This window comes from Burkholderia sp. BCC0097 (assembly GCF_902832985.1).
In the GTDB taxonomy this organism is placed as follows: domain Bacteria; phylum Pseudomonadota; class Gammaproteobacteria; order Burkholderiales; family Burkholderiaceae; genus Burkholderia; species Burkholderia orbicola.
Window position 1 is genome coordinate 116,987 of record NZ_CADFDM010000009.1, and the last position, 21,842, is coordinate 138,828.

A 21,842-nucleotide genomic window follows, 5' to 3' on the forward strand; every position below is an offset into this window, starting at 1 on the left:
CCTCATCCCTTATCCTTCCACTCTTGAACCTTACTAAATAGTTACAAGAGCTTGGGAGGGGGGATGCCTCATGACGTCAGCCTGATTGCGTTGCTCGCGGCCGGTTTCGGTCTCGCGATGATCTTCGGTTACCTCGCGTCGCTGCTGAAAATGCCGCCGCTCGTCGGCTATCTGCTCGCCGGGATCGTGATCGGCCCCGGCACGCCCGGTTTCGTCGGCGACCTGTCGCTCGCCCAGCAGCTCGCGGAAGTCGGCGTGATGCTGCTGATGTTCGGCGTCGGGCTGCATTTCTCGCTCGGCGATCTCCTCGCGGTGCGCAAGATCGCGCTGCCGGGCGCCATCGTCCAGATCACCGTCGCGACGCTGCTCGGCGGCGGGCTCGCGCTCACGTGGGGCTGGAGCCTCGGTGCGGCGCTCGTGTTCGGGCTGGCGCTGTCGGTCGCGAGTACCGTCGTGCTGCTGCGCGCGCTCGAGGGGCGCGGGCTCGTCGAGACGGTCAACGGGCGCATCGCGGTGGGCTGGCTGGTCGTCGAGGATCTCGTGATGGTGCTCGTGCTGGTGCTGCTGCCGCCGGTGGCGGGGCTGCTCGGCGGCACGCCGCCTGGCGACACGCATGCGGCCGGCGGCAGCGTGTGGGGCACGCTCGGCGTCACGATGCTGAAGGTCGCCGCGTTCATCGCACTGATGCTCGTGGTCGGCAAGCGCGTGTTCCCGCGCATTCTGTGGCTCGTCGCGCGCACCGGCTCGCGCGAGCTGTTCACGCTGTGCATGATCGCGGCTGCGGTCGGCATCGCGTTCGGCGCGGCGAAGCTGTTCGACGTGTCGTTCGCGCTCGGTGCATTCTTCGCCGGGATGATGATGCGCGAGTCGGAATTCAGCCGGCGCGCGGCCGACGAGACGCTGCCGCTGCGTGACGCGTTCTCGGTGCTGTTCTTCATCTCGGTCGGCATGCTGTTCGACCCGAAGGTGCTGCTCGACGAGCCGCTGCACGTGATCGAGGTCGCGGCGATCGTGCTGATCGGCAAGACGGTCGCGGCCGTCGCGCTCGTGATCGCGTTCCGTTATCCGCTGAACACGGCGTTGACGGTCGGCGCGGGCCTCGCGCAGATCGGCGAATTCTCGTTCATCCTCGCGGGGCTCGGCCGTGCACTCGGGCTGCTGTCGGCCGAAGGGCAGAGCCTGATTCTCGCGGTTGCGCTGATCTCGATCGCGATGAACACGCTGCTGTTCGCGATGATCGATCCGGCGCTCGCGTGGATCCGCAAGCATTCGGCGTTCGCACGCAAGCTCGAGGCGCGCGACGATCCGCTCGCCGCGCTGCCGATGTCGACGCCGCAGACGCATCTGACCGGGCAGGTCGTGATCGTCGGCTACGGGAAGGTCGGCACGCGGATCGCGCATGCACTGGATGAGCGCGGGATCGCGTATGTCGTCGTCGAGCAGAATCGCGAGCTCGTCGAGAAGCTGCGTGCGGACGGCATCGCGGCCGTGTCGGGCGACGCGATCGAGCCGATCGTGCTCGTGCAGGCGCATATCGCCCGCGCCGGGATGCTGGTCGTCACGCTGCCCGACGTGTTCGACGTGCGGCAGATCGTCGAGATCTCGCGCACGCTCAACCCGGCGCTCGAGGTCGTGCTGTGCACGAACAGCGGCGACGAGGCCGCGCTGCTGTCGAGCGAGGGTATCGGCACCGTGTTCATGGGCGAGACCGAACTCGCGCGCGGGATGACCGAGCACGTGCTCGGCCGGATGGTGAAGCCGGTCGCGGCCGCGCATTGACGGCGCGCGGCCGGGCCCCTGGCGTCGTCAGCCCGCGGCAGCCGCCTTCGCGGGCGCGGAAGTGCCGGATTGCGCGGCCGTCCTGAGCGATGTCGACGGTTTCTGCGCGACGGTCGCCGTGGCCGGCCCCGTCGCTTTCGGCGCCGCGACCGTCTTCTGCGGCGCGGCCGCCTTCGCCGGCGCATTCTTCTCCGGTTCGACCGGCGCATCGGGCGGCACACCGAGCAACTGCAGCGAGCCGCTCGTGACCGACGCGAACACCGGGCCGGCCACCGTGCCGCCGTAGTAACCCTTGCCGCGCGGCTCGTCGATCATCACCGCGACGATCAGGCGCGGGTCGCTCATCGGCGCCATCCCCGCGAACAGCGCGCGGTACTTGCCCTTCGCATAGCTCGCGCCGACCTGCTTGCGCGCGGTACCTGTCTTGCCGCCGATCCGGTAGCCGTCGACCCGCGCGCGGCGCCCGGTGCCGCCTTCGCCGACCGCCATCTCGAGCATCGAGCGGATCGCGGCGGCCGTTTGCGGCGACGTCACGCGGTGGCCGCGGTGCGCGTCGATCGTCTGCTGGTCGGTGCCGTTCTTCAGCAGCGACACCGGGTGCAGCGTGCCGTCGCCCGCATAGGCGGTGTAGGTCTGCGCGATCTGCAGCAGCGACATCGACAGTCCGTAGCCGTACGCCATCGTCGCCTGCTCGATCGGCCGCCAGCGCTTGTAGCCGCGCAGCCGGCCCGACGCGACGCCCGGGAACGTCAGCTCCGGCGCGCGGCCGATCCCGTACTCCTGGTATTTGTTCCAGATCGTTTCGGCGGGCAGGTTCAGCGCCAGTTTCGCGAGCGCGACGTTGCTCGACTTCTGCAGCGCCTGCGATACCGTCAGCGACCCGTGGTTCGACGTGTCGTGGATCACCGCCGGGCCGATCTTGTAGGTGCCCGGCGACGTGTTGATGATCGTGTTCGGCGTGACCTTGCGCTCGTCGATCGACAGCGCGACGACGAGCGGCTTGATCGTCGAGCCCGGTTCGAACGTGTCGATCACCGCACGGTTGCGCAATTGCTGGCCGGTGAGGCGGGCGCGGTCGTTCGGGTCGAAGGTCGGATAGTTCGCGAGCGCGAGGATCTCGCCGTTCCGCGCGTCGAGCACGACGACACTGCCGGCCACCGCGTTGTTCTCGATCACGGCCGCCTTGAGCTGGCTGAAGGCGAGCTGCTGGATGCGGCGGTCGATCGTCAATTCGATCGTCGCGCCGTGCTGCGCGGGGACGAGCGGCCGTGTGTCCGACACGATGCGGCCGAGCCGGTCGCGGATCACCTCGCGCTGGCCGGACGTGCCTTGCAGGCGCGCATTCGCAGCGAGCTCGACGCCTTCCTGGCCCTTGTCCTCGACGTTCGTGAAGCCGACCACGTGCGCGGCCGATTCGCCTTCCGGGTAGAAGCGCTTCGAATCGGCGATCTGCGTGATGCCGTCGATCGCGAGCTTGTCGAGCCGGCTCGCGGTGTCGGCGTCGACCTGCCGCTTGAGCAGCACGAACGTCTTGTCGTTGCCGAGACGCCGCTTCACCTCGACGAGCGGCAGGTCGAGCAGCTTCGCGATCTGCGGGTAATCGGTGTCGGCGACCTGTTTCGGGTTCGCCCAGATTTCATAGGTCGACAGGCTGACCGCGAGCATTGCGCCGTTGCGGTCGACGATGCGCCCGCGCATCGCGTCGAGCTCGATCGTGCGCTGGTAGCGCTTCTGGCCCTGGCCGACGTAGAAATCCTGGTTCGCGACCTGTACCCAGAAAGCGCGCGCGATCAGCGCGGCGAACGCGAGGAACACGACGACCACGATGAGCCTCGAGCGCCACATCGGCAGGCGCGACGCGAGCATCGGATTCTTGGTCGCCGCCGCGTACGGATCGGCAGGGTGGGTCTTCTTTTTCACGCTCATGCAATGGCCGGGTCGGGCCGCCGGGCGGCGGCGCGTCAGTCTGAATAATGCGATTGTAATAAATGAGTAAACGTCATGTTGGGAAAGTATGTTCCGGCCCTTCAAAAAAGGCGAAGGTCAGGCCATCTGGAACAGGGAAAGGAAGCGGCAGGAAAGGTGGGCCAATGCAGGATTCGTCGGCAGCGGATGCCGACGAAACCGGGCGATCATCGCATGCCGATCCGGGCAGGCGGTTCGGAACATCGCTCGATCGCGATCGCCCGCGGCGCGCGATCAATTGCCCGCACGCCGGTTATTTCTTTAATCCAGAAAATGAAAAGCGCCTCGAACCGTGGCGCCATTCATGCTGAATATCGAAATGAATATCACTGCTACCGGAATAAACCCGAAAACCGCAGACGATTCACGTCAATAATACCTACCGCGCAACGGAAATAAATTCCCGGTATTCCGGCTGGGTCGTGCAGGTATCGACCGCCTGCAGGCGCCACGCGCCGTCGGGATGCTCGCCGGCGAGCACCGCGGGGCCCTGTTCGCGCCGCATCGCGTCGAACGACAGCCCCTTCAGCTGACAGACGGCATTGCCGCTGTCGGCCGCGCACAGCGCCATCGCGCCTTCGACGTCGCGAACCTTGCCCCAGGTCGGAAGATCGATGCCCTGATGTGCCTCGCGCGACCACAGCCCTTCGTCGGTATCGACCCACAAGACCGCGAAGGAATGCCGGGTTGCCGATTCGCTGCCATTAATCCGAATGGTGAGGCGCATTGGATCGTCTCCTGAAAAAGATGACGCATTCGACCGTTTTGACTTGAACAGTCTAGATAGACTGGTGTGAAACGCAAGTGATAATCCGCAATAAACCCGGATCGAGTCTATTTCCGTTTCAGATGAAACGATGTCTGACGATTCATGGTCATTCCCGAGGCATCAGCATGCGCGGGCGATACCGGCGACAGGCGGTGGCCGGGCGGGCGCGCGCGGCGCTCCGGACATGGAATGACAGCGCCGCCGGCCGCGTCGATTGGTCGCGCACTGACTGCTCGCGGGAAAGCGGGGCGAGCGACGCCCTGTGGCGCCCCTCGGATGCAGCCGGCCCGAACCTTTCAGCGGGTTGATGCGGCGGCTGGCACGACACACTCCGACAATCGCGTACAAATCGGCACACTTTCACGAAACTTTCGGGACAGACTTGCATGCGGTCGGGCCCCACACTGGGAACTTCCCGATCCTGTGCCGCGGACGCCCGTCCGCGCCGGCTGCCGCCGCCTCGTGCCAGAGCGCGATCGACGCGATCGCAGGCCGCACGCCCGATCGGGAGGCGCCGGGGCGCGCGTCAGCCCCGGTCCGGCCGGTGAGCCGTGCGCGGCCCGCAACCGCGGGCACCGCGCCGCCCGGCCGACTCTTCGAAGGAGACTATCGTGCTGATCTGGAAAACCGCGTTGTCGCTGAACTGGCGGACGAGCCTCGTGTCGCCGGCCAGCGCGCCGGTCGCGGCGGCGAACGTCGGCCGGCTGGTGCTGACCGGCGCAACCGGCTTCATCGGCAGTACCGTGCTGACGGCGCTCGTCAATGCGGGGCTGCTCGAACGCATCGTCTGCGTCGTGCGCGCGCAGGACCGCGGCCATGCGGTCGCGCGGCTGCGGGAAGCGGCGTTGCGCGCGGGGCTCGCGCCGTACTGGGCGTCGCGCCTGACCGATGCGAACGTGATCGTCGGCGCGCTCGGCGACGTGTGGCACGGCGCCGATGCGCCGCGCCTCGCCGGCGCGACGCACGTGATTCATTGTGCGGGCCATGCGTCGCCGGCCGACGGCGCGCACCTGCAGGCCGACATCGCCGACGCGGTGCACTTCGCCGAACGCTTTGCCCGCGCGCCGCGCCTGCAGCGCTTCGTGTACGTCGGCACGGCCTACGCGCATGCGGGCCGCGGCGGGATCGTGCGGGAAGAGGCGGAACGCGACGCGGAGGACGACGTCGCGCCGCTGGCCGACGAAGGCCTGCCCGGCGCGGTGCTGGCGGCCGACTACCTGCATGCGAAGGCCCGGACGGAGCAGCGTCTGCGCGCGCTCGGGCTGCCGCTCGTCGTCGTGCGGCCGTCGCACGTGGTCGGCCATACGGTGCTCGGGACGCGTCCCGCGCCGAATTCGTTCTGGATGTTCCGGCTCGCACATGCGGCGCGCCGCTTCACCGCGCGGCCGATGACGCGCATCGACATCGTGTCGGTGGACGACGTGGCGCGCGCGACGATGCTGCTGGCCGTCAAGCCGACGCTGGCGCACGACGTCTATCACGTGTCGGCCGGCGACGAGGCGCCTCAGGTCGCACAGATCGTGCGCGCGATGGACGAGGCGGCGGGAATGACCGGGGCGCCGCGCTACGCGGCGTGCGCGCCGGCGGAACTGCCGCTGGTCGTGCGCGATGTGCTGGGGCGTGCCGACCCGGCACTCGAGCGCGTGATCGGCCGGGCACTGCAGCGCTGCGGGGAATTCGCGACGGTCGATCGCGTGTTCGACAATCGCCGCGTGCGCGACGAAATCGACTTCGAGCCATTGCCGTTCATCGATTACGTCGAGGAGTGCATGCGCACGTCGCGCGGCGTGGCCGTGACCGAACTGATGCGCGGCGCGATCCACTGATACCGATCGCCCGCATCGTACCGGCGCCTGCTCCCGCACGCGGCGAGGGCGGGCGCCGTCTTTACGCCTGGCTGCCGAGCTCGATGAGCCGGTCGAGCGCGCGGTAGATGTCTTCGAGGCCGTCCTGGCCGAAGCGCGACTCGAGCTGACGATATTGCTCGTCGATGCGCGGACCGATCTCCGTCACCAGTTTCCTGCTTTGCGGCGTCAGGCTGACCAGCAGCCGGCGCTGATCCTCCTGCGCGCGCGTGCGCGTGATCAGGCCGTCGCGCTCCATCCGTTCCAGCACGCCGGTCAGGCTCGGGCTCAGGATGCAGCAGCGTTTCGCGATCTGTCCGGCTTCGAGCGCCTCCGTCGGTTCGCCGTCGAGCACGCGGATGATCCGCCATTGCTGTTCGGTCAGCGAGAATTCCTTGAGAATGGGGCGAAACAGACCCATCAGCGTTTCGCGGGCCTCGAGCAGCAGCATGGCCAGGTTGCGATGGTCGAGCGTACGGTTCATCGGGATGAGCAGAGGACGGGGACGCATCAATCTTAACAGCCGAAGCTGATGAATTTCGCGTCTCAGGGTAATCGAGGTTGCCAGCGCCCGATTGTTTACTTAAGATATTAACTATTGACGATGCGCCGCGACGCGCGGCAGGGGAATGACGCATGGAGCTGTCTTGCACGACCGCCGCGGCGCCGCCGTTGCCGGTCGCCATCGGTACCGTCTACGGGGCCTTGCTCAACGAGCGCGCGGCGCTCGACGCGCTCGGCGATGCGGTGAACGCGCCGCCTTACGGCCGCCCGCCGCAGGCGCCGATCCTCTACATCAAATCCGCCAACACGCATGCGGCCGACGGCGCCGCCGTGGTCGTGCCGGCCGGTGTCGACGCACTGGAGATCGGCGCGTCGGTGGCCGTCGTGTTCGCGCGGCGCGCGACGCGCGTGACGGCCGCGCGGGCGCTCGACTACGTGCACGGCTTCACGCTCGCGAGCGACGTGTCGGTGCCGCATCCCGATTACTACCGTCCGGCTGTGCGCTTCAAGTGCCGCGACGGCTTCTGCCCGCTCGGGCCCACGATCGTGCCGGCCGCCGCGCTTGCCGATGTCGACGCAATCGACCTGACGGTGCGGATCGACGGCGAAGTGGCGGCATCCGCGTCGACCGCGACGCTGATTCGCCCGGTGCGCGCGCTGATCGCCGACGTGACGGCCTTCATGTCGTTCGACGCGGGCGACGTGCTGTTGCTCGGCGTCGCGGGCGGCGCACCGCATGCCCGCGCGGGCAGCACGATCGAGATCGCCGCGGCCGGCATCGGCACGTTGCGGCATACGCTGATGGCGGAGGATGCCCGATGAAGACGGCGCGCGTGATCTACAACGGCGCACTGCATGCGGCCGAACCGGCCGGCGACGCCGCGATCCGCCTCGATACGGGCCGCGTGGTGGCCGAGGACGCGGTGGCGTGGCTGCCGCCCGTCGCGCCGCGCACGACGTTCGCGCTCGGCCTGAACTACGCGGACCATGCGAAGGAGCTCGCGTTCAACGCGCCGAGCGAACCGCTGATTTTCCTGAAGGGGCCGAATACGTTCGTCGGCCACCGGTCGCTGACCGTGCGCCCCGCGGACGCCACGCACATGCACTACGAGTGCGAACTGGCCGTCGTGATCGGCCGGCCCGCGCGCCACGTGGGCCGCGCGCAGGCCATCGACTACGTGGCCGGCTATACGGTCGCGAACGACTACGCGATCCGCGACTATCTCGAAAACTACTACCGCCCGAACCTGCGCGTGAAGAACCGCGACACCTGCACGCCGCTCGGGCCGTGGTTCGTCAGCCGCGACGAGATCGGCGACGCGGGCGACCTGACGCTGCGCACGACGGTGAACGGCCGGGAGACGCAGCGCGGCAGCACGCGCGACATGGTGTTCGACGTGCCGGCGCTGATCGAGCACATCAGCAGCTTCATGACGCTTTCGCCGGGCGACCTGATCCTGACCGGCACGCCCGAGGGGCTGGCGGACACGCAGCCGGGCGACGAGGTCGTGACCGAAATCGAAGGAATCGGCCGGCTCGTGAACACGATCGTCGGCGAGGCAGACTACTATCGCGCCGGCTGAGCCCGTCGCCCAAGGAAGGAGAGCACATGACCATCAAGCACTGGATCGGCGGCCGCGAAGTGGAGAGCCGCGAAACCTTCGCGACGCTGAACCCGGCGACGGGCGACGTCATCACCGACGTCGCCTCGGGCGGCGAGGCCGAGGTCGACGCGGCCGTGCGCGCGGCGAAGGAAGCGTTCCCCAAATGGGCGAACACGCCGGCAAAGGAGCGCGCGAAGCTGATGCGCAAGCTCGGCGAGCTGATCGAGAAGAACGTACCGATGCTCGCCGCGCTGGAAACGCAGGATACTGGCCTGCCGATCGCGCAGACGAGCAAGCAGCTGATTCCACGCGCGTCCGAGAACTTCAACTTCTTCGCGGAAGTATGCGTGCAGATGAACGGCCGCACCTATCCGGTCGACGACCAGATGCTGAACTACACGCTGTACCAGCCGGTCGGCGTGTGCGCGCTGGTGTCGCCGTGGAACGTGCCGTTCATGACTGCGACGTGGAAGACGGCGCCGTGCCTCGCGCTCGGCAACACGGCCGTGCTGAAGATGTCGGAGCTGTCGCCGCTGACGGCCGACCAGCTCGGCCGGCTCGCGCTCGAAGCCGGCATCCCGCCGGGCGTGCTGAACGTCGTGCAGGGCTACGGCGCGACGGCCGGCGATGCGCTCGTGCGGCATCCGGACGTGCGCGCGGTGTCGTTTACCGGCGGCACGGTCACCGGCAAGCGGATCATGGAGCGCGCGGGCCTCAAGAAGTATTCGATGGAGCTCGGCGGCAAGTCGCCGGTGCTGATCTTCGACGACGCCGACTTCGACCGGGCGCTCGACGCATCGCTGTTCACGATCTTCTCGATCAACGGCGAACGCTGCACCGCGGGCTCGCGGATCTTCGTGCAGCGCACGATCTACGACCGCTTCGTACAGGAATTCGCCCGCCGCGCGAATAACCTGGTGGTCGGCGATCCGACCGATCCGGGCACGAATCTCGGCGCGATGATCACGCGCCAGCACTGGGAGAAGGTGACGGGCTATATCCGCATCGGCGAGCAGGAAGGCGCGCGCGTGGTCGCCGGCGGCGCGGACAAGCCGGCCGGGCTGCCCGAGCATCTGCGCAACGGCAATTTCGTGCGGCCGACCGTGTTCGCCGACGTCGACAACCGGATGCGCATCGCGCAGGAAGAGATCTTCGGGCCGGTCGCGTGCATCATCCCGTTCGACGACGAAGACGACGGGCTGCGGCTCGCGAACGACACGGCGTACGGCCTGGCGTCCTACATCTGGACGCAGGACGTGGGCAAGGTGCACCGGCTCGCGCGCGGCATCGAGGCCGGGATGGTGTTCGTGAACAGCCAGAACGTGCGCGACCTGCGCCAGCCTTTCGGCGGCGTGAAGGAGTCGGGCACGGGGCGCGAGGGCGGCGAGTACAGTTTCGAGGTGTTCGCGGAGATCAAGAACGTGTGCATTTCGATGGGTTCGCATCACGTTCCGCGCTGGGGCGTGTGACGGGCGCCGGCCGTGTTGTCGCAAGAACGATAGGGAGACTTGAACGATGGGCAAACTGTCCCTCGCCGCGAAGATCACGCACGTGCCGTCGATGTACCTGTCGGAATTGCCCGGCAAGCATCACGGCTGCCGCGAAGCGGCGATCCGCGGCCACCAGCTGATCGGCGAGCGCTGCCGAGCGCTCGGCGTCGACACGATCGTCGTGTCGGACGTGCACTGGCTCGTCAACGCGGGCTATCACGTGAACTGCAATGCGCGGTTCGCGGGCGCCTATACCAGCAACGAGCTGCCGCATTTCATCCGCGACATGCAGTACGCGTATCCGGGCAACCCGGCGCTCGGCCGGCTGATCGCGGAAACGGCCACCGAGCGCGGCGTGGCGACGCGGGCGCACGAGATCGACAGCCTCGAGCTCGAATACGGCACGCTCGTGCCGATGCGCTACATGAACGGCGACCAGCACTTCAAGGTCGTGTCGATCGCCGGCTGGTGCATGTGGCATCAGCTCGACGAAAGCCGGCGCTTCGGCGAGGCGCTGCTCGAGGCGATCGAGAAGAGCGATTCGAACGTCGCGTTCCTCGCGAGCGGCTCGCTGTCGCACCGCTTCAACGACAACGGCAGCCCTGAGGAATCGATCCACCAGATCAGCCGCGAATTCTTCCGGCAGGTCGACCTGCGCGTGGTCGAGCTGTGGAAGCAGGGCGATTTCAAGACCTTCTGCGCGATGCTGCCCGAATACAACGTGCATTGCCACGGCGAAGGCGGCATGCACGACACGGCGATGCTGCTCGGGCTGCTCGGCTGGGATCGCTACGACAAGCCGGTCGAGATCGTCACCGACTATTTCGCGAGCTCCGGCACCGGGCAGATCAACGCGATCTTCCCGCTGCCCTGAGCGTTGCCGCCCGCCACGCCTTCGAATCCGACTGGAGAGTTGCCATGCCACACATCGTCGTCGAATACACCGCGAACATCCGCGACGACGCGCGCATTCCCGCGCTGCTGCGCACGATCAACGCGACGCTGATCGCGCAGGGCGGCGTGTTTCCGACCGGCGGCATCCGCTCGCGCGCGATCGAGCTGCACGACTACTGCGTCGCGGACGGCACGGAGGACGACGCGTTCGTCCACGTGACGCTGAAGATCGGCGCGGGCCGCAGCGACGAAACGAAACAAGCCGCGTGCGACGCGCTGTTCGATGCGATCAAGGCCCATTTCGCCGAGCTGTACGCGAAACGCTACCTCGCGCTGTCGATGGAACTGACCGAGTTCAGCGAAAGCGGCTCGTACAAGCACAACAACATTCACGCCCGCTACAAGCGGGCCGGCTGAACCCCATTCCCGATCCGACCATGCTCGAACCCGCCCTCATCGACCAGCTCGCGCACCGTCTGCACGACGCCGAGCGCGCACGCACGCAGATCCGACAGATCTCGCTCGACCATCCCGACATCACGATCGACGACGCGTATGCGATCCAGCGTGCGTGGGTGACCCTCAAGCTCGCGGAGGGCCGCACGCTGAAGGGGCACAAGATCGGCCTCACGTCGAAGGCGATGCAGAACACGTCGCAGATCGACGAGCCCGACTACGGCGCGTTGCTCGACGACATGTTCTTCGACGACGGCGGCACGATCCCGACCGGCCGCTTCATCGTGCCGCGCGTCGAGGTCGAGCTCGCGTTCGTGCTCGGCAAGCGGCTCACGGGGCCGAACTGCACGATCTTCGACGTGTACGACGCGGTCGATTACGTCGTGCCGGCGCTCGAGATCATCGACGCGCGCAGCCAGTCGATCGACCCCGATACGAAACGGCCGCGCAAGGTGTTCGACACGATTGCCGACAACGCGGCGAACGCGGGCGTCGTGATCGGCGGCCGGCCGGTGCGCCCGCAGGACGTCGATTTGCGCTGGGTCGCGGCGATCATGTCGCGCAACGGCGTGGTCGAGGAAACTGGTGTCGCGGCCGGCGTGCTGAACCATCCGGCGAACGGCGTCGCATGGCTCGCGAACCGGCTGGCGCGCTTCGACGTCGCGCTGGAGCCGGGACAGATCGTGCTCGGCGGGTCGTTTACGCGGCCCTGCGCGGCGCGATCGGGCGATACGTTCAGCGTCGACTACGGCCCGCTCGGGACGATCCAGTGCTACTTCGAGTGAGGTGAGCGAACGATGCAGATTCCGTCGAATGTCTTCAAGGCCGCGCTCGCGCGCGGCGACGCGCAGGTCGGCCTGTGGCTCGGCCTCGCGAATCCGTACAGCGCGGAAGTGGTTGCGGGCGCCGGTTTCGACTGGCTGCTGATCGATGGCGAACATGCGCCGAACACGGTGCCGACGATCCTCGCGCAACTGCAGGCGATCGCGCCGTATCCGTCGCATCCGGTCGTGCGCGTGCCGTGGAATGATCCGGTGATCGTCAAGCAGGTACTCGATCTCGGCGCGCAGACGCTGCTCGTGCCGATGGTCCAGAGCGCGGACGAGGCGCGCGCGGCGGTGGCCGCGACGCGTTACCCGCCGCACGGGATGCGCGGTGTCGGCAGCGCGCTGGCGCGCGCGTCGCGGTGGAATCGCGTCGGCGAGTATCTGCATCGCGCGAACGACGAGATGGCCGTGCTCGTGCAGGTCGAGACGCGCGCGGGGCTCGATGCGATCGATGCGATCGCGCGGGTCGACGGCGTCGATGGCGTGTTCATCGGGCCGGCCGATCTTGCGGCCGATCTGGGCCATCTCGGCCATCCGGGGCACCCGGACGTGCAGGCCGCCATCGACGGCGCGATTCGCGCGATCAAGGCGGCAGGCAAGGCGCCGGGCATCCTGAGCGCGGATGAAGCGGCCGCGCGGCGCTATCTGGAAGCGGGTGCGTTGTTCGTCGCGGTCGGTGTCGATACGACGCTGCTGGCACGGAGCGCGGAGCGGCTCGCCGCGCAGTTCAAACGGAACGGTGGCGACGCCGTGAAGCAGGGCGACGGTCCGTATTGATGCGGCGGCGGGCGGTTTTCCCGTGCCGACCGCTGGCCTTTCGCCGTGCGGCGTCATGCCCGCGCATGGCCTCGCCTATCGCTGTACCTGGCTTCCCGCCTCCATATACTTCCCCGGCGTCGTCCCCAGCGCACGCCGGAACATGTCGATGAACGCGCTGACGTTGTCGTATCCGAGATCGAGCGCGATCGTCGTCACCGGCACGCCGTCGGCAATACGCTCCAACGCCCGCAGCAGCCTGGCCTGCTGACGCCACTGCGCGAACGTCAGCCCCGTCTCGGCGACGAAGCGGCGGCTCATCGTCCGCGCGCCGATGCCGGCCCATTCGGCCCATTCCTCGAGCCGGCGGTCGTTCGCGAGATCCGCGGCCAGCGCATCGGTGATTTTCACGAGCCGCGGGTCCCGCGGCCGGACCAGCCCCAGCGCCTCGGCTTCCGATGCCGCGATTTCATCGAGGATCACGTCGGCGATCCGGGTTTGTGCGGCATCCAGATCGGAATCGCCCCAGCTTGCCGCACGCTGCACGGCTTCGCGCAGCAGCGGCGTCGTGCGGATCGCGCGCGGCGTCGCCGGCAGCGCCGCGCAGCGGGCTTCGGCGATGAACGCCGACCACCCGGCGATCGGCCCGAACGAGCGCAGCGAATGCCGGCAATGCGGCGGAATCCAGATCGCATGGATCGCCGGCACGACCCACTCCTGATCGTCGAGGCCGATCGTCACCAGCCCGCTCAGCGCGCCGACGAGCTGGCCGCGCGCATGCGAATGCGGCGCGGTGATACGCGGGTCGCGTTGCGACAGGACGGCGGCGACCACGAACGGGCCGTCGTCGGACGTGACGAAACGGGCGGGCAGGAGCGGATCGGACATGGCCGGATATCGGTATCGAATGGCTGTTATACCGGAGATCGGCCGGTTTCGCACGCCTACACTGCGTCCATCGATGACAACCGGAGCAAGACGCGATGCGAGCCGAACAGATGCTTCCCGACCATGCCAACCAAGTCGATGCCGGCGGAACGACGATCCGCAAGGGGACCGTCGGCGCGTTTCTGGTCAACGCGCGCGTATTGATCGACCCGAACGCCGCGCCGGCCGAGAGGGCGCGTGCGGAGGCCGATGCGATCGAGGCGTTGCCTGCACTGCGTGCGCTCGGCCTGTTCGACGTGCTGGAAGTACGCGATCCCGCGCTGCGCGCATGGCTCGATGCCCGGTAAAGGCCCACCCCTTCAGAATTGAAGGAATCACCATGAAAGCAGCAGTCGTTGAAGGCGCTGGACAGCGTCCGGTTTATACGGAGTTCGAACCGCCGAGCGCGATGCCGGGCCACAGCATGATCGACGTGAAGGCGTCCGCGCTGAGCCGTATCGCGCAAGGGCGTGCGGCGGGGACGCATTATTCCTCCGTTGGCGGTTATCCGTTCGTCGTGGGTGTCGACGGCGTGGGGCGTCTCGACGATGGCCGGCGCGTCTACTTCTTCGGTGCGCCCGCGCCGTTCGGCGCGATGGCCGAGCGTACGATCGCGCCCGATACGCAGTGCGTGCCGCTGCCGGACGCGCTCGACGATGTCACGGCCGCGGCGATCGCGATTCCCGGGATGTCGTCGTGGGCGGCGCTGACCGAACGCGCGAGGTTCGTTGCGGGCGAGACCGTGCTTGTCAACGGCGCAACGGGAACGTCGGGGCGGCTCGCGGTGCGGATCGCGAAGCATCTCGGTGCAGCGAAGGTGATCGCCACAGGGCGCAACGCGGCCGCGTTGCAGGCGTTGCTGAGTGCCGGCGCGGACGCGGTGGTGCCGCTGCAGCAGGACGCCGTGCATCTGGCACGGGCGCTCGAGCCGCATTTCCGCGCGGGCGTGGACGTCGTGCTGGATTATCTGTGGGGCGCCAGCGCGCAGACGCTGCTGGTTGCCGCCGCGAAGGCGACACCAGGCGGGCGGCGGCTGCGTTTCGTGCAGATCGGCTCGATGGGCGGCGCGGACTTGCTCGTGCCCAGCGCCGTGCTGAGGGCGACCGCGATCGAGCTGATGGGCAGCGGCTTGGGCAGCGTGCCGTTGCCGCGCCTGCTGGCGTCGGTGCGCGGCGTGTTCGAAGCGACCGGGGATGCAGGCCTCGCGATCGACACGCGCACGGTGCCGCTGTCGGCGGTCGGTGAACACTGGGGCGATGCGAGCAGCGTCGTGCGTTTGGTGTTCACGATGCGTGGCGAGTGAGCGTCGATCGGCGTGCAGCGATCGTCGCCCGCCAAGAGTAAGGACCAGAAGCTGGGTGATGGCGCGTATTGACTAATATCGAGGGTCGGCGGCCTTATAAGGGTTCTATCTATTTTCGTTTATTGCGAATTTCGTTTGTTTCGAGTAAGATGGCGCATCTGAGAACCCGTTTGGGAGTGCGCGATGCCCCATACCTCGATGTCCGATACGATCTTGCCGGTGGAGCGCGAGGTGCAGGCGGCTGTCGAAGGCCAGCGTGCGCTGGCGGCTTATCTGGCCACGCGAACGGAAATACAGCGCATCCAGATTTTCGATGACGACAATCGTGCGCATCAGGTCGAGCTTCCGACTTCTGCGCTGCGTCTGTTGGTCGACATCCTCGCGGAGCTTGCAGATGGCAACGCGGTCAAGGTCGTGCCCGTTCATGCGGAACTAACCACGCAGGAAGCAGCCGACCTGCTCAATGTGTCCCGCCCACACCTGATCAAGCTGCTCGAATCGAAGGCGCTGCCGTATCACAAGACTGGCAAGCACCGTCGTGTGCGCTTTTCCGATCTGATGCGTTACAAGACCGAACGCGAGCAGGCGAGCGCCAGTGCGATGGAAGAGTTGAGTCGGCAAGCGCAGGAGTTCGGGATGGGCTACGAATGACGAGTTCGCCATTCACGGCGGTCTATGATGCCTGTGTGCTGTACCCGGCCCCGCTACGCGATTTCCTGATGTGGCTCGCATTGAGCGGATGTTTCAGGGCTCGCTGGAGTGCCGATATCCACAACGAATGGAAACGGAATCTGCTGCGCAAGCGCGTGGACCTCAGTGCCGCGCAACTCGACCGTACCGCGAGTCTGATGGATCGGGCGATACCTGATGCGCTGGTGACCGGGTACGAAGCGCTGATCGAGGGCCTGAGGTTGCCGGATGCTGATGATCGACATGTCCTGGCCGCCGCGATCCGCTGCAACGCCAGTGTGATCGTGACGTTCAATCAGAAGGACTTTCCCGACGCAGTGCTGTCGACGTATGGGGTGGAAGCGCAGCATCCCGACGTATTCGTCGACAATCTCTTCGATCTCGAGCCGGCTGCGGTTGTCGGCGCGGCACGGCGACAACGCGAAATGCTCAAGCATCCTCCGATGATGGTGGACCGCTACCTCGACATCCTGCAGCGGCAGGGCATGGTTCAGACCTGCAAGGCGCTCGAAGCTTACCGGGCGATTCTTTGAACGAGCCGCGATGGCATTCGCGTGCGCAGCGAATCGCGGGTGCGTTGTTCGCATGCCTGTTCCAATGCGTTTCCTCGGCCGTCTGTGCCGGTGCTCCGACATGCGACGAGGCGGAGGAGGACGCGCTGCAAAACTCATACACCGCGTCCTCCGACCGCCGTCACGTCGCAACGATCAAAACCGCTGCTGAATCCCCGCCGTCACCCCGACCTGCGTGGTGCCATACCCGGCGAAGTCGCGCGACACGCCGACCTTCTGGTCATGTTTCGCGATCGCGAACGCCCCGGCCGCATACAGCACCGTGCGCTTCGACAGCGCGTACTGCGCACGCACGGACACCAGCGTCGGGTCGGCATCGGTACCGCCCTTGATGTTCTGGTGATAGACGGCCGCGATCAGCGAGAACGTCGGCGTGAACTGGTACGACCCGCCGAGCCAATACATGTCGCTCAACTGGTTCGCGGCCGTGGTGTGGAACGTGCGCCGATAGTTGCGATAGCCGGCCATCGTCTTCAGGTTGCCGAAGTCGTAGCTCAGGCCTGCGTGTATGCCCTGGATGTAGTTGACGGTATCGGCCGGCGTGACGCTGTCGGCCGCGCCGTTCTGCCGGTCGAACGTGACGACCGCCGCGAACGGCCCCGTCTCGTAGCCCACCGCGAAATCGTATTTCGAGCTGGTCTTCATGCTGCCCGGCACGTTGCCGAAACCGTACAGCGCGCCGAACTTGAAGCCGCTGAATTCGCCGTCGTAGCGCACCGCGTTCGACGAGCGCGTGAACAGGCCGTCCTTGCGGCCGCCGGTCGCCATCGACGAGGTCGCCCACGAGTAGTTCTGCGCGTAACCCATCGGGTCGAACGGCAGCATGTAGTCGTAAGTGACGGTGAAGTTGCGGCCGAGCGACAGCTCGCCCCATTTCCCTTTCAGGCCGACCGTCGCGCGGCGCGCGAAGATCGAGTCGGGGCCGTCGTCGGAGGCGCCGTTCGCGAGGTCGATCCCGCTTTCGAGCCGGAACACGGCCTTCAGCCCGCCGCCGAGATCCTCGACGCCGCGCAGGCCCCAGCGCGACGTGTTCTTGTTGCCCGACTTGAGCTTGACCGAATTGCCGCCTTCCGGCGCCGCGTGGTTCGTGAATTCGATGCCGGCGTCCATGATCCCGTACATCGTGACCGACGACTGCGCGTGCGCGGCCGGCGCGGCGAGACAGGCGGCCGCGGCCGAACCGGTGAGGACTACTGTTCGAATCGAACGTTCTGCGCGTGACTTCATTGACGGTGTCTCCTTGGTTCTTGTGGGTTGGGTGAAACGGATACGGCGCGCAACCGCGCAATTGCCCGCGGCGGGCGCCGGGAAGCGTCCGCCGGGCAGGAAGGCGGCTGCGTGGAGTGACAGGCGGCGGCACGCTGGCCGCCGCGCTTGGGTCAGCCCGCTTTCGCGAACGCCCAGCAGTCGTTGGTCGGGAATTCGATCCAGTGCTTGCCGGCCGCGCGCGGTACATGGCCGAACGCACGCAGGCGCATCTCGCCGCAATGGAACAGGTACTCCCAGCGATCGCCGAGATACATCGACGTGACGAGGTCGGCCTGCAGGCGGTTCGCGCCCGGGCCATCGGTGACCTGCACGCGTTCGAGACGGATCACGGCCTGGGCGTCCTGGCCGGGTGCCAGCGTGTCGCGGGCAAGCGCCTGCAGTTGCCAGCCGTCGCCGGCGAGCGTCACGCATTCGCCGTCGATCGCGGCGACGCGCGCGTCGATCCGGTTGTTGCTGCCCATGAATTCGGCGGTGTACAGCGAGCGCGGCGCGCCGTACAGCTCGGCCGGCGTGCCTTCCTGCTCGATGCGGCCGTTGCGCAGCAGCAGGATGCGATCGGACATCGCCATCGCTTCGGTCTGATCGTGCGTCACGCAGAGCGCCGACAGCCCGAGCGACACGATCAGCTCGCGCAGCCACGCGCGCGCTTCCTCGCGCAGCTTCGCGTCGAGGTTCGACAGCGGCTCGTCGAGCAGGATCACCGGCGGGTTGTAGACGAGCGCGCGGGCGATCGCGACACGCTGCTGCTGGCCGCCCGACAGCTGATGCGGAAAGCGTTCGGCGAGATGGCCGAGGCCGAGCTGGTCGAGCGCGGTCTGCACGCGGCGCTTCTGTTCGGCCGGCGCGACGCGGCGCAGCTTGAGGCCGTAGCCGACGTTGTCGGCGACGGTGCGGTGCGGCCACAGCGCGTACGACTGGAACACGAGGCCGAGCGAGCGCTGTTCGACCGGCAGGTCGACGCGTCGAGCGCCGTCGAAGAACACGCGGTCGTCGAGCTGGATGCGGCCGTCCGACGGCTGTTCGAGGCCGGCCACCGCACGCAGCAGCGTAGTCTTGCCGCTGCCCGACGCGCCGAGCAGGCACACGACTTCGCCGGCCTTCAGTTCGAACGACACGCCCTTGAGGATCGGGTTGGCGCCGTAGCTGAGGTGCAGATCGTCGACGATGAGCTTATCCATGAAGTTTCACTCCGAAACGCAGGGCCACGCCGAGACCGGCGCCGACCATCGCGATGTTGATGACAGAGAGCGCGGCGACCTGGTCGACGGCGCCGGTCGCCCACAGCGACACGAGCAGCGCGCCGATCACTTCGGTGCCGGGCGACAGCAGGTAGACGGCGGTCGAGTATTCGCGCTCGAAGATCATGAAGATCAGCAGCCACGCGGCGAGCAGGCCGAAGCGCACGAGCGGCAGCGTCACGTCGAGCGACACGCGGCTGCGGGTCGCGCCGACGCTGCGGCCCGCTTCCTCGAGTTCCGGGCCGACCTGCAGCAGCGCGCTCTGGATGAGCCGCATCCCGTACGCGAGCCACACGACCGTGTACGCGATCCAGATGCTCCACATCGAGTTCTTCAGCTCGCGCAGGCCGGGCACGAACAGGAAGATCCACAGGAACGCGAGACCGGCGAGGAGACCCGGCACCGCGCGCGGCAGCAGCACGAGGTAGTCGAGCAGCTTGGTCGCCCAGTCGGGGCGGCGGTGGCCGGCGAACGCGACGAGCGAGTAGAAGCCGATCGCGAGCGCGCCGCCGATCACGCCGATGCCGAGCGTGTTGACGATCGCGCGCACCAGGTTGTCCTGCTCGAACAGTTCGATGAAGTTCGACAGCGTCAGCACTTCGGCGAGCGCGACGCCTTCGCCCCAGTTGGTCACGAACGCACGCAGCACGATGCCCGAGATCGGCACGATCACGGTCAGCATCAGCCACAGCGCGACGATCGCGAGCGCGATCCAGCGCCACACGCCGAGCGGCAGCACGGTCGCGCGGCCGGCCTTGCCCTTCACGGTGACGAAGCGGCTCGCGGTCTTCAGCAGGCGGCGCTGCAGCAGCACGAGCGGGAACGTGATCGCGACGATGCACACGGCAACCGCGGCCATCAGGTGATACGACGGCACGCCGAGCTTGTTGGTCAGCTTGTACAGGTAGGTCGCGAGCACGAGGTGGCCTTCCGGATCGCCGAGCACGAGCGGCAGCCCGAACACCTCGAAGCCGAGGAAGAACACCAGCACGCCGGCGAACAGCAGCGCGGGCATCGTCATCGGCAGGCTTACGTCGAGCGCGACGCGGAACGGGCGGGCGCCCGTCACACGCGCGGCTTCCTCGACGTCCGAGCCGAGGTTGCGCAGCGCGGCCGACGAATACAGGTACACGTGCGGCACGTGCGTGAGGCCCACGATCACCGTGATGGCGAAGATCGAATACACGTTCCAGGGCACGTTCTGCACCCCGAACAGTGCCTTGAACCACACCGAGTAGAAGCCGACCGGGCCGGCCGCGACCACGTAGCCGAACGCGAGCACCATCGGCGACACGAACACCGGCGTGAGCAGCAACGGTTCGAGCCAGCGGCGGCCGGGCAGGTCGGTGCGCACCATCAGGAACGCGAGGATGCCGCCGAGCGGGATCGAGATGAACAGCATCCCGCCGGCGATGATGAACGAGTTCTTCACGGCCGACCAGAAGTCGGGATCGCTGAAGATGAAGCGGAAGCCTTCGATGCCGAGCGTCTTGTTCGCGTCGAAGAACGGCGCGGACAGCAGGCTCTGGAACAGGATGAAGCCGAGCGGCAACGCGACCGCGACGGTCAGGACCGCGACGACGATCCAGCGCAGCATGCCGGCGAGCGGCTGCAGGCTGCTGACCGGCAGCGCGGGAATCGCGTCGCGCGGGCCGGTGGCGGGCGGGACGGCCGGTGCCGTGCCGCGTGTGCTGGTTGAAAGCATGAGTTCGCCCCTGCGGCCATCCGGATGGCCGCCTCAAGGAAGTCGGTAAGGGGAAGGGGCCGCCCGCGCGCGGTGCGGCGGGCGGCCCGAGGTCAGCGGCTCAGCGCATCAGCGCTTGATCGCCTGCTGCCATTGCTTCAGGAACGCGAGGCGCTTCGACTGGTCGAGATAGACGAGCAGCCCGGTGCCGATCTGGATCGGCTTCAGCGAATCGCCGAGTTCCTTCGTGAGGCTCGCGGCCGACGTTTCGCCGGTTACGTCCGCGCGGATCGCGTACAGGTTCGCCTGGTTCGCGATCAGCGTCTGGCCGCGCCTGGACAGCAGGTAATCGACCCACAGCTTCGCGGCGTTCGGGTTCTTCGCCTTCTTCGACACCGTGGCGAGACGGCTCACGACCTGCGTGTAGTCCTTCGGAAACACGTAGCCGATCGACTTGTCCTTCTTCGCCTTTGCATAGGCATACGAACCGATGATGTTGTAGCCGATCAGGTTCTCGCCCGACGAGATGCGCTCCATCATCGCGCCCGTGCTCGACTGCAGCTTCGGGCCGGTCGCGCCGATCGCCTTGACGAGTTCCCACGTGACCTTCTCGTTCACGTGCGCGTCCTGGGTCAGATAGTTGAAGCCGACGCCCGATTTTTCGATGTCATAGGTCGTGACCTTGCCCTTGAACTTGTCGGCCTGAGTGGTGAGCAGCTTGATCAGGTCGGCGCGCGTCGTCGGCACTTCGTTCTCGGGGATCAGCCGCTTGTTGTAGACGATCGCGAGCGGCTCGAACGTCGTGCCGTACGCCTGCTTCTGGTACTGCGCCCATTGCGGCACGTTCGGGCTTTCGGGCGAATCGTAGGATGCCATCAGGCCGTCGTTGACGAGCTTGACCTGCAGGTCCATCGCCGAGCTCCACAGCACGTCGGCGCTGGTGCTGCTCGCCGCGTTCTCGCTGATGTAGCGGTTGTACAGCTCGGTGCTGTTCATGTCGTTGTACTCGACCTTCACGCCGTACAGGCTTTCGAAGTCCTTGATCAGCGGACGCACGAGGCCCGTGTCGGTGGTCGAGTAGACGATCAGCTTGCCTTCCTTCTTCGCGGCGTCGATCACGCCCTGGTAGTTCCCCGGGTAGCCGGCCGGAACCTGTGCGACGGCGCTGCCGGCGGCAGTGCCCAGAACGATCGCCAGCGCGGCGGCGAGGTGCTTCGGTGCAAACGGCATGTCTTCCTCCAGTGATGCGTGGGTTTTGTTCGAGTGACGCG

At 67.2% G+C, this 21,842-nt stretch carries 22 protein-coding genes; 14 read left to right on the forward strand and 8 right to left on the reverse strand.

Features of this window, described 5'->3' with window-relative positions:
• The first annotated feature begins 63 nt into the window (after positions 1–63).
• Positions 64–1,779: a cation:proton antiporter gene (locus HWX07_RS28115; protein ID WP_175878500.1), complete on the forward strand. Its 1,716-nt coding sequence runs from the start codon at positions 64–66 to the stop codon at positions 1,777–1,779.
• Between the two features lie 27 nt (positions 1,780–1,806).
• Here HWX07_RS28115 and HWX07_RS28120 read toward each other — a convergent pair whose 3' ends face one another.
• The gene (locus HWX07_RS28120; protein ID WP_175878501.1) at positions 1,807–3,705 is read right to left on the reverse strand and encodes a penicillin-binding protein 2; all 1,899 of its coding nucleotides are present in this window, start codon (positions 3,703–3,705) and stop codon (positions 1,807–1,809) included.
• Positions 3,706–3,869: 164 nt separating this feature from the next.
• Between HWX07_RS28120 and HWX07_RS28125 the strand changes: the two genes are divergently transcribed.
• Complete coding sequence (locus HWX07_RS28125; RefSeq protein ID WP_175878502.1) at positions 3,870–4,055, forward strand: hypothetical protein; 186 nt, start codon at positions 3,870–3,872, stop codon at positions 4,053–4,055.
• Between the two features lie 68 nt (positions 4,056–4,123).
• Here the strand turns inward: HWX07_RS28125 and HWX07_RS28130 are convergent, their stop codons facing one another.
• The gene (locus tag HWX07_RS28130) at positions 4,124–4,471 is read right to left on the reverse strand and encodes a DUF3564 family protein (RefSeq protein WP_027807850.1); all 348 of its coding nucleotides are present in this window, start codon (positions 4,469–4,471) and stop codon (positions 4,124–4,126) included.
• A 653-nt stretch (positions 4,472–5,124) separates the two neighbouring features.
• On the opposite strand from HWX07_RS28130, the gene HWX07_RS28135 reads away from it, so the two are divergent.
• Positions 5,125–6,339 carry an SDR family oxidoreductase gene (locus HWX07_RS28135; RefSeq protein WP_175878503.1) on the forward strand — a complete coding sequence of 405 codons (1,215 nt, stop codon included), beginning with the start codon at positions 5,125–5,127 and terminating at the stop codon, positions 6,337–6,339.
• 61 nt (positions 6,340–6,400) lie between these two features.
• On the opposite strand, the gene hpaR is transcribed toward HWX07_RS28135, so the two are convergent.
• Complete coding sequence (hpaR, locus tag HWX07_RS28140; RefSeq protein WP_023476878.1) at positions 6,401–6,841, reverse strand: homoprotocatechuate degradation operon regulator HpaR; 441 nt, start codon at positions 6,839–6,841, stop codon at positions 6,401–6,403.
• Between the two features lie 152 nt (positions 6,842–6,993).
• Between hpaR and HWX07_RS28145 the strand changes: the two genes are divergently transcribed.
• Genes HWX07_RS28145 through hpaI form a run of 7 tightly spaced genes read left to right on the forward strand, consistent with a single transcriptional unit; the run spans position 6,994 to position 12,909 of the window.
• Positions 6,994–7,683 carry a fumarylacetoacetate hydrolase family protein gene (locus HWX07_RS28145; protein ID WP_175878504.1) on the forward strand — a complete coding sequence of 230 codons (690 nt, stop codon included), beginning with the start codon at positions 6,994–6,996 and terminating at the stop codon, positions 7,681–7,683.
• Positions 7,680–8,444, forward strand: a complete 765-nt coding sequence (locus tag HWX07_RS28150; protein WP_175878505.1) for a fumarylacetoacetate hydrolase family protein — start codon at positions 7,680–7,682, stop codon at positions 8,442–8,444. Before HWX07_RS28145 ends, HWX07_RS28150 begins: the two co-directional genes overlap by 4 nt.
• 26 nt (positions 8,445–8,470) lie before the next feature.
• Positions 8,471–9,934, forward strand: coding sequence for a 5-carboxymethyl-2-hydroxymuconate semialdehyde dehydrogenase (gene hpaE, locus HWX07_RS28155; RefSeq protein ID WP_175878506.1), 1,464 nt, complete (start codon positions 8,471–8,473; stop codon positions 9,932–9,934).
• A 46-nt stretch (positions 9,935–9,980) separates the two neighbouring features.
• Positions 9,981–10,829 carry a 3,4-dihydroxyphenylacetate 2,3-dioxygenase gene (gene hpaD / locus HWX07_RS28160; RefSeq protein ID WP_175878507.1) on the forward strand — a complete coding sequence of 283 codons (849 nt, stop codon included), beginning with the start codon at positions 9,981–9,983 and terminating at the stop codon, positions 10,827–10,829.
• Between the two features lie 44 nt (positions 10,830–10,873).
• Entirely contained in the window at positions 10,874–11,266 is a 393-nt protein-coding gene (locus HWX07_RS28165; protein ID WP_011547838.1) for a 5-carboxymethyl-2-hydroxymuconate Delta-isomerase, read from the forward strand.
• 20 nt (positions 11,267–11,286) lie between these two features.
• The gene (gene hpaH, locus HWX07_RS28170) at positions 11,287–12,090 is read left to right on the forward strand and encodes a 2-oxo-hept-4-ene-1,7-dioate hydratase (RefSeq protein WP_175878508.1); all 804 of its coding nucleotides are present in this window, start codon (positions 11,287–11,289) and stop codon (positions 12,088–12,090) included.
• A 12-nt stretch (positions 12,091–12,102) separates the two neighbouring features.
• A complete protein-coding gene (hpaI, locus tag HWX07_RS28175; RefSeq protein ID WP_175878509.1) occupies positions 12,103–12,909 on the forward strand; it encodes a 4-hydroxy-2-oxoheptanedioate aldolase in 807 nt (268 codons plus the stop codon).
• A gap of 75 nt (positions 12,910–12,984) precedes the next feature.
• Here the strand turns inward: hpaI and HWX07_RS28180 are convergent, their stop codons facing one another.
• Positions 12,985–13,776 (reverse strand): helix-turn-helix transcriptional regulator, encoded by a 792-nt coding sequence (locus HWX07_RS28180; protein ID WP_175878621.1) that lies wholly within the window; start codon positions 13,774–13,776, stop codon positions 12,985–12,987.
• Positions 13,777–13,871: 95 nt separating this feature from the next.
• On the opposite strand from HWX07_RS28180, the gene HWX07_RS28185 reads away from it, so the two are divergent.
• From HWX07_RS28185 to HWX07_RS28200, 4 genes are all read left to right on the forward strand, one after another.
• A complete protein-coding gene (locus HWX07_RS28185) occupies positions 13,872–14,123 on the forward strand; it encodes a hypothetical protein (RefSeq protein WP_124547649.1) in 252 nt (83 codons plus the stop codon).
• Positions 14,124–14,155: 32 nt separating this feature from the next.
• Positions 14,156–15,118, forward strand: coding sequence for a zinc-binding alcohol dehydrogenase family protein (locus HWX07_RS28190; RefSeq protein WP_175878510.1), 963 nt, complete (start codon positions 14,156–14,158; stop codon positions 15,116–15,118).
• Between the two features lie 183 nt (positions 15,119–15,301).
• A complete protein-coding gene (locus HWX07_RS28195) occupies positions 15,302–15,769 on the forward strand; it encodes a helix-turn-helix domain-containing protein (protein ID WP_077219153.1) in 468 nt (155 codons plus the stop codon).
• Positions 15,766–16,341, forward strand: a complete 576-nt coding sequence (locus HWX07_RS28200; RefSeq protein WP_077219154.1) for a PIN domain-containing protein — start codon at positions 15,766–15,768, stop codon at positions 16,339–16,341. The genes HWX07_RS28195 and HWX07_RS28200 overlap by 4 nt, the downstream gene beginning before the upstream one ends.
• Positions 16,342–16,515: 174 nt before the next feature.
• On the opposite strand, the gene HWX07_RS28205 is transcribed toward HWX07_RS28200, so the two are convergent.
• From HWX07_RS28205 to HWX07_RS28220, 4 genes are all read right to left on the reverse strand, one after another.
• On the reverse strand, positions 16,516–17,607 hold the full coding sequence (locus HWX07_RS28205; protein ID WP_175878511.1) for a porin: 1,092 nt from the start codon (positions 17,605–17,607) through the stop codon (positions 16,516–16,518).
• A 152-nt stretch (positions 17,608–17,759) separates the two neighbouring features.
• Positions 17,760–18,827: an ABC transporter ATP-binding protein gene (locus HWX07_RS28210; protein WP_023476885.1), complete on the reverse strand. Its 1,068-nt coding sequence runs from the start codon at positions 18,825–18,827 to the stop codon at positions 17,760–17,762.
• Positions 18,820–20,592, reverse strand: coding sequence for an iron ABC transporter permease (locus HWX07_RS28215; protein WP_175878512.1), 1,773 nt, complete (start codon positions 20,590–20,592; stop codon positions 18,820–18,822). Before HWX07_RS28215 ends, HWX07_RS28210 begins: the two co-directional genes overlap by 8 nt.
• A 108-nt stretch (positions 20,593–20,700) precedes the next feature.
• Positions 20,701–21,801, reverse strand: coding sequence for an ABC transporter substrate-binding protein (locus HWX07_RS28220; RefSeq protein ID WP_175878513.1), 1,101 nt, complete (start codon positions 21,799–21,801; stop codon positions 20,701–20,703).
• Between the last annotated feature and the right edge of the window lie 41 nt (positions 21,802–21,842).